The organism is Thauera sp. 28, from assembly GCF_000310145.2.
GTDB lineage: Bacteria > Pseudomonadota > Gammaproteobacteria > Burkholderiales > Rhodocyclaceae > Thauera > Thauera mechernichensis.
Genome location: NZ_AMXA01000119.1, coordinates 1 through 213 on the forward strand (window position 1 = coordinate 1; position 213 = coordinate 213).

The window sequence follows — 213 nt, forward strand, 5'->3', positions numbered from 1 at the left end:
TGAGTTCGACATCTTGCTTGTTTGCGCCAGACAGCAGCGTGAGCTTGGCACTGCCGTTTGCCACATCAACAGGCTTGCCGTGATCGCGAAGATGCAACTGGATCACCTCGGGCTTGGCAACGAGTTCGAGATCGAGATCCTTGACCTCGACCACCACGCCTCCATGCATCGATTCATGCTCGTGAGCATGGTCATGCTTGTCGGCTGCAAAGG

1 pseudogene is annotated in these 213 nt (G+C 55.9%); it reads right to left on the reverse strand.

The annotated features are described in order from the left end of the window. Positions 1-213 (reverse strand): annotated as a pseudogene (locus tag C662_RS19710) (hypothetical protein); the annotation flags it as partial.